The following is a 6,899-nucleotide window of genomic DNA, read 5'->3' as shown; positions in this document are numbered from 1 at the left end:
CACGCAGGTGCAGGACATCGGCCGCTTGATCAAGCAGCACAAGCAGATGCAGAAGATGATGAAGAAATTCACCGCCAAGGGCGGTATGGCGAAAATGATGCGCGGCATGGGCGGTATGTTGCCCGGCGGCGGCATGCCGAAAATGTAAAGACTTCGCCGGTCGTCGCACCGGCGCAGACCCTGCAAGGACGCAGGATCAACAGCAAACCCGCACTCGGCGGGAGCTGACTGGCCGTTTTATCGACGGCTCTCTATGCAAATCTGCACGGCATGCCATGGGCGCCGGAAAAAGTCATTTGCAAAAGTCCGGATATTCCTTAGAATATGCGGCCTTTCGGGCACCCATGCCCGCTGTGCATTTAGATTTGCAGCACCGACTACAGGAACGATGTTCACATGCTAACAATCCGTCTTGCCCTTGGCGGCTCCAAAAAGCGCCCGTTTTACCACCTGACCGTAACCGACTCGCGTAACCCGCGTGACGGCTCCCACAAAGAACAGGTTGGTTTCTTCAACCCTGTTGCCCGTGGTCAGGAAATCCGTCTGTCCGTGAACCAAGAGCGCGTTGCCTACTGGCTGAGCGTTGGTGCACAACCTTCTGAGCGCGTTGCTCAGTTGTTGAAGGAATCTGCCAAGGCTGCGGCCTGAGCAATATGAACGCGACGCCAGCCCCTGCCGATGATTTGATCGTTATTGGCAAAATTTATTCTGTTCATGGCGTTCGCGGCGAAGTGAAGGTTTATTCCTTTACTGATCCGACTGAAAACCTGTTGCAGTACAAAACCTGGACGCTCAAGCGCGAAGGCAATGTCAAACAGGTCGAGCTGGTCAGTGGACGCGGGAGCGACAAGTTCCTGGTCGCCAAGCTCAAGGGTCTCGATGATCGTGAAGAAGCTCGTCTTCTGGCCGGTTATGAGATCTGCGTGCCGCGCAACCTGTTCGCTGAATTGACCGAAGGCGAGTACTACTGGTACCAGCTGGAAGGTCTGAAGGTCATCGACACCCTTGGGCAACTGCTCGGGAAAATCGATCATCTTCTGGAAACCGGCGCCAATGATGTAATGGTCGTCAAGCCTTGCGCTGGCAGCCTGGATGATCGCGAACGCCTGTTGCCCTATACGGAGCAATGCGTGTTGGCCGTCGACCTGGAAGCGGGCGAGATGAAGGTGGATTGGGACGCGGACTTCTGAACGTGGCTAACTTGCGCGTAGAAGTGATCAGTTTGTTTCCCGAGATGTTTTCCGCCATTGGCGATTACGGCATCACCAGTCGTGCGGTCAAACAGGGGCTCTTGCAGCTGACCTGTTGGAATCCGCGAGATTACACGACGGATCGGCATCACACTGTGGACGATCGCCCGTTTGGCGGTGGTCCGGGCATGGTGATGAAGATCAAGCCCCTGGAAGATGCGCTGGCTCAGGCCAAGGCAGCAGCCGGGGAGGCGGCGAAGGTGATTTACCTGTCCCCCCAAGGCCGTCAACTGACTCAGTCGGCGGTACGCGAGCTGGCACAATCGGATGCATTGATCCTGATTGCCGGCCGCTACGAAGGCATTGACGAGCGCTTTATTGAGGCTCATGTCGATGAAGAGTGGTCGATTGGCGACTATGTACTGTCTGGCGGCGAGCTGCCGGCCATGGTCCTGATCGATGCGGTTACACGACTGCTGCCTGGAGCTTTAGGGCATGCGGATTCCGCTGAGGAAGATTCCTTTACGGATGGTCTGCTGGATTGCCCGCACTACACCCGACCGGAGGTGTATGCGGATCAGCGTGTTCCCGACGTGTTGCTGAGTGGCAATCACGCGCATATCCGGCGTTGGCGTTTACAGCAGTCCCTTGGTCGGACCTATGAACGACGCGCCGATCTTCTGGAAAGCCGCTCGCTTTCTGGAGAAGAGAAGAAGCTGCTCGAGGAATACATCCGCGAGCGGGACGATAGTTAACAACGTATCGATGGTAGATCGAACGATTTACCTTAGGAGCACAGCATGACCAACAAAATCATCCTTGCACTCGAAGCAGAGCAGATGACCAAAGAAATCCCTACCTTCGCCCCAGGCGACACTATTGTCGTTCAGGTGAAAGTGAAGGAAGGCGATCGTTCCCGTCTGCAAGCGTTCGAAGGCGTTGTAATCGCCAAGCGTAACCGCGGCGTGAACAGTGCGTTCACCGTTCGTAAAATCTCCAACGGTGTTGGCGTAGAACGTACTTTCCAGACCTACTCCCCGCAGATCGACAGCATGGCTGTTAAACGTCGCGGTGACGTACGTAAAGCCAAGCTGTACTACCTGCGCGACCTGTCGGGTAAAGCAGCACGCATCAAGGAAAAACTGGCTTAAGCCCAGCTTCCGATGCAGAAAAAAGCAGCCTACGGGCTGCTTTTTTGTTGCCCGGGATTTGTGCTGCAAAGATCTTCAGTCTGTCCGTGACCCAGTCGCGGCCTTCGCGAGCAGGCTCGCTCCCACAGGAATACAGTGGGAGCGAGCCTGCTCGTGAATCGATCCATCAGGCGCTGGAACCTTGCGGTTGAATCAACGCCAGCAACGTCCACCCAGCCCCCGGTTTCAACGCCGTTTCCGGTGTCACCACATGCACCCAGCCGCTGTCATCACGCATGAACAGCAAAGTTGCGCGATTGCCGTGCAGCGCTTGGTAATCCTCCCAGCCGAAGCCGTCCGTCAATGTCGTGCTGTAAAGCTCCGCTCCCTGGCCCATCTGGCCGGCCAGTTTCGAATAGGTCAGTGCCTCACTGCCCAATTGATTGCCCCGGTGTTCCAGGCTTGCGCGGTGCTTGTCGCTGCGGCGGCTTTCGTGGCCGCTTGCCAGACCGAACAGGCGCTGATGACCGAAGTCATGACGAAAGCGCATCGCCGCCAATGTGTTCAGCTCGCCCGACGGTGACAGCGCCAGCAAATGCCCCAACCCCACCAGGTCCAGATGCGCGTCGGCATGCTGCGACGCCGGGTTGCCGAAATAGGTCGGCAAGCCTTCCATGCGTGCCGCGCGGATATTCTCCCAGCTCGAATCGGTCAGTAGCACGCGACTGCCCAGTTGCTGCAGCGACTTGCCCAATTCACGGGCCGGGCCATTGGCTCCAACGATCAGAAAACCGCTCGGCGCCGGTTCGGCGACCTTTAACAGCCGTGCCAGCGGTCGAGCCGTTGCGCTTTGCAAAACCACGGTGCCGATGATTACCGCAAAGGTCAGCGGCACCAGGAGCAGGGCGCCTTCATGTCCGGATTCATCCAGGCGAATCGCGAAAATCGCCGAGACAGCCGCAGCGACGATCCCGCGCGGCGCGATCCAGCACAGCAACGCCCGTTCACGCCAGCTGAGACTGGAACCGGCGGTGCTGAGCAAGACATTCAACGGACGAGCGATCAGCTGGATCACCAGCAGCAGAATCAACACCAGCGGTCCCAGACCAAGCAAAGCGTTCAGGTCCAGGCGCGCCGCGAGCAGGATGAACAGTCCGGAAATCAGCAATACACTGAGGTTTTCCTTGAAGTGCAGGATGTGCCGCACGTCCACGCCTTTCATGTTGGCCAGCCACATGCCCATCAGCGTCACCGCCAGCAGGCCGGACTCATGCATCACCTGGTTGGCACCGATGAAGATCGCCAGCACCGCTGCCAGCGAGGCCAGATTGTGCAGGTATTCCGGCAGCCACTGACGCCGGATCACCGTCCCCAGCAGCCAACCCCCGACGACACCAAACACGGTGCCGCAGAGAATCACCCCGCCGAAGGTGAAGAGGCTTTGCTTGAGGCCATGGCCTTCAGCGCTGGCGATGATGAAGCTGTACACCACGACCGCGAGCAGAGCGCCGATCGGATCGATGACGATGCCTTCCCAGCGCAGGATGTTGGCAATCGAAGCTTTTGGCCGCACCACCCGCAGCATCGGTACGATTACGGTCGGACCGGTGACCAGCGTCAGGCTGCCAAACAAAATCGCCAGCATCCAGTCGAAGCCCAGCAGGAAATGCGTGGCTACCGCGATGACGATCCAGGTCGAAATCGCACCGAGGGTCACCAGTCGATGGACGACGCTGCCGATCTCTTTCCATTCCGACAGGTGCAGGGTCAGGCTGCCTTCGAACAGAATCAGCGCCACTGCCAGCGACACCAGTGGCATCAGCAGCGGGCCGAACATTTCCTGCGGGTCGAGCCAACCCAACACCGGGCCTGCAAGAATGCCGGTCAGCAGCAAAAAAAGAATGGCTGGCAGCTTCAGGCGCCATGCCAGCCACTGACAACCCAGCGCCGCCGCGCCGATCCCGCCAAATGCCAAGAGAATTTGCTGCTCGTTCATTGATGCTCCCTGTTCCTTGATCTGGCTGGCTATGAAAGACTAGCGGCCATTCCCGTCGTTCACTGTCTATTTGCGCGCAGTGTGAAAAACTGCCTGCCCCGAGCATCCATGCCTGCCATCGACCATCCGCTGATTGATCAATTCCTCGACGCTTTATGGCTGGAGAAAGGCCTGTCCGACAACACCCGCGACGCCTATCGCAGTGACCTCGCGCTGTTCAACGGCTGGTTGCAGGAGAAAAATCTCGAGCTGATCAATGCCGGCCGCGAATTGATCCTCGATCATCTGGCGTGGCGGCTGGAGCAAAACTACAAGCCGCGCTCCACCGCGAGATTTCTCTCCGGGGTTCGTGGCTTTTATCGCTATCTGTTGCGGGAAAAACTGATCAGCGTCGACCCGACGTTGCGCGTCGACATGCCGCAACTGGGGCGGCCGTTGCCCAAATCGCTGTCGGAAGCCGATGTCGAAGCACTGCTCAAGGCGCCGGATCTGAGTGACGCCATCGGCCAGCGCGACCGCGCGATGCTGGAAGTGCTGTATGCCTGTGGCCTACGGGTGACCGAACTGATCAGCCTGACGCTGGAGCAGGTGAACCTGCGCCAGGGCGTATTGCGGGTGATGGGTAAGGGCAGCAAGGAGCGTCTGGTGCCGATGGGCGAGGAGGCGATTGTCTGGGTCGAGCGCTATATGCGTGATGGTCGTGGCGAGTTGCTCGGTGGCCGACCCAGCGATGTGCTGTTCCCCAGCCAGCGCGGCGAGCAGATGACCCGGCAGACGTTCTGGCATCGGATCAAGCACCAGGCCAAGGTCGCCGGGATCAGCAAGTCGCTGTCGCCGCACACCTTGCGCCACGCGTTCGCCACGCATCTGCTCAATCACGGCGCGGACTTGCGCGTGGTGCAGATGCTGCTCGGCCACAGCGACCTGTCTACGACGCAGATATATACCCATGTCGCCCGCGCCCGCTTGCAGGACTTGCACGCGAAGCACCACCCACGCGGCTGACACATCCCATAATGTTGAAACACTGACCTGTGGCGAGGGGATTTATCCCCGTTCGGCTGCGCAGCAGTCGCAAACCCGGCTGGCTCGATTTTGACTGAAAGATCGCGGTGGATGGTTTAGGGCTGCTTCGCAACCCGGCGGGGATAAATCCCCTCGCCACAATAATGTGTGTCAGCCACATGTGGTTGTGGGTCAGTTGTACAAGCATGAAGATGTGTCAGTTACACATGAGAGTGTGGCGACAGGCGCATTCGGCCCTCGTGACCTTATGTGTTAGGCTTTGCCGGTTTGCACGATGGACGGTTATGACCCGGTGTTTCGCACGGGCGTTCTGACCGTTTCATTGGCCCGCCCTCAGGAGTACTCATGCGTCTGACCCAGATTTTCGCCGCCGCCGCCATTGCGTTGGTGAGCACCTTTGCCGTCGCTGACGACGCGGCTGACAAAGCCATTCGTCAAAGCCTGGAAAAACTCGAACTCGAGGTTCCGGTCGAGAGCATCAGTGCCAGCCCGTTGCCTGGCATGTACGAAGTCAAACTCAAAGGCAGCCGCGTGCTGTACGCCAGCGCCGATGGCCAGTACATCGTGCAGGGCAACCTGTATCAGCTGGCGAATGGCAAACCGGTCAACCTGACCGAGAAGACCGAACGCCTGGGCATTTCCAAACTGATCAATGCCATCCCGGTGGCCGAGACAGTTGTCTACCCGGCCGTGGGCGAGACCAAATCGCATATCACCGTGTTCACCGACACCACCTGCCCGTACTGCCACAAACTGCATGCCGAAGTGCCGGAGCTGAACAAGCGCGGCATCGAAGTGCGCTACGTGGCGTTCCCGCGCCAGGGCCTGAATTCGCCGGGTGACGAGCAGCTGCAAGCAGTGTGGTGCTCGAAAGACAAGAAAGCCGCCATGGACAAAATGGTCGATGGCAAGGAAATCAAGGCCGCCAAGTGCGATAACCCGGTTTCCAAGCAATTCGCCCTCGGTCAGTCGATCGGCGTGAACGGTACACCGGCCATCGTTTTGGCCGACGGCCAGGTCATTCCGGGCTACCAGCCGGCGCCACAAGTCGCCAAACTGGCGCTGGGCGCGAAGTAATTCGCATCGTCACGGGCAACCGTTGACGATCGTGGTCCGGCGGCAACAGCGCCGGGCCATCAACAGAGAGCCGCGAGCACGCGGTTGTTTTCCGGCCGACCCTGTGTCGGCCGTTTCATGGGGAGTTCACAGTGAATCCGGTCAAAGTAGGCATCTGTGGGTTAGGGACCGTCGGTGGCGGTACCTTCAACGTACTTCAGCGCAACGCCGAGGAAATTGCTCGTCGTGCCGGGCGTGGAATCGAAGTGGCACAAATTGCCACGCGCACGCCAAAGCCTCAGTTCCAGACGACCGGTATTGCGATTACCAACGATGTCTTCGAAGTGGCCACGAACCCTGAGATCGACATCGTCATAGAGCTGATGGGCGGCTACACCGTTGCCCGCGAGCTGGTACTCAAGGCCATCGAGAATGGCAAGCATGTGGTCACCGCGAACAAGGCGCTGATAGCCGTTCACGGTAATGAGATTTTCGCCAAGG

General features: G+C 58.7%; 8 protein-coding genes. 7 read left to right on the top strand and 1 reads right to left on the bottom strand.

The window, feature by feature from the left end:
* Positions 1-396: 396 nt before the first annotated feature.
* Genes rpsP through rplS form a run of 4 tightly spaced genes read left to right on the top strand, consistent with a single transcriptional unit; the run spans position 397 to position 2,341 of the window.
* Positions 397-648 carry a 30S ribosomal protein S16 gene (gene rpsP / locus OQK_RS05850; protein WP_003185073.1) on the top strand — a complete coding sequence of 84 codons (252 nt, stop codon included), beginning with the start codon at positions 397-399 and terminating at the stop codon, positions 646-648.
* 5 nt (positions 649-653) lie between these two features.
* Entirely contained in the window at positions 654-1,190 is a 537-nt protein-coding gene (rimM, locus tag OQK_RS05845; protein ID WP_016771538.1) for a ribosome maturation factor RimM, read from the top strand.
* 2 nt (positions 1,191-1,192) lie between these two features.
* Positions 1,193-1,945 carry a tRNA (guanosine(37)-N1)-methyltransferase TrmD gene (gene trmD / locus OQK_RS05840; protein WP_038860625.1) on the top strand — a complete coding sequence of 251 codons (753 nt, stop codon included), beginning with the start codon at positions 1,193-1,195 and terminating at the stop codon, positions 1,943-1,945.
* A gap of 45 nt (positions 1,946-1,990) precedes the next feature.
* Positions 1,991-2,341 (top strand): 50S ribosomal protein L19, encoded by a 351-nt coding sequence (gene rplS / locus OQK_RS05835; RefSeq protein ID WP_003175895.1) that lies wholly within the window; start codon positions 1,991-1,993, stop codon positions 2,339-2,341.
* Positions 2,342-2,507: 166 nt separating this feature from the next.
* On the opposite strand, the gene OQK_RS05830 is transcribed toward rplS, so the two are convergent.
* Positions 2,508-4,316: a cation:proton antiporter gene (locus tag OQK_RS05830; RefSeq protein ID WP_016771536.1), complete on the bottom strand. Its 1,809-nt coding sequence runs from the start codon at positions 4,314-4,316 to the stop codon at positions 2,508-2,510.
* 108 nt (positions 4,317-4,424) lie between these two features.
* Here OQK_RS05830 and xerD point away from each other — a divergent pair, with 108 nt between their 5' ends.
* The 3 genes from xerD to OQK_RS05815 form a co-directional block, all read left to right on the top strand.
* Positions 4,425-5,321 carry a site-specific tyrosine recombinase XerD gene (gene xerD / locus OQK_RS05825; RefSeq protein ID WP_016771535.1) on the top strand — a complete coding sequence of 299 codons (897 nt, stop codon included), beginning with the start codon at positions 4,425-4,427 and terminating at the stop codon, positions 5,319-5,321.
* Positions 5,322-5,687: 366 nt separating this feature from the next.
* Positions 5,688-6,419 (top strand): bifunctional protein-disulfide isomerase/oxidoreductase DsbC, encoded by a 732-nt coding sequence (gene dsbC, locus OQK_RS05820; protein WP_016771534.1) that lies wholly within the window; start codon positions 5,688-5,690, stop codon positions 6,417-6,419.
* 131 nt (positions 6,420-6,550) lie between these two features.
* The coding region (locus OQK_RS05815) for a Gfo/Idh/MocA family oxidoreductase (RefSeq protein WP_038860623.1) at positions 6,551-6,899 on the top strand (349 nt) is incomplete at its 3' end.

The organism is Pseudomonas sp. R62 (assembly GCF_000257605.1).
Lineage (GTDB): Bacteria > Pseudomonadota > Gammaproteobacteria > Pseudomonadales > Pseudomonadaceae > Aquipseudomonas > Aquipseudomonas atacamensis.
This window is presented reverse-complemented; position numbering and strand designations above follow the sequence as displayed.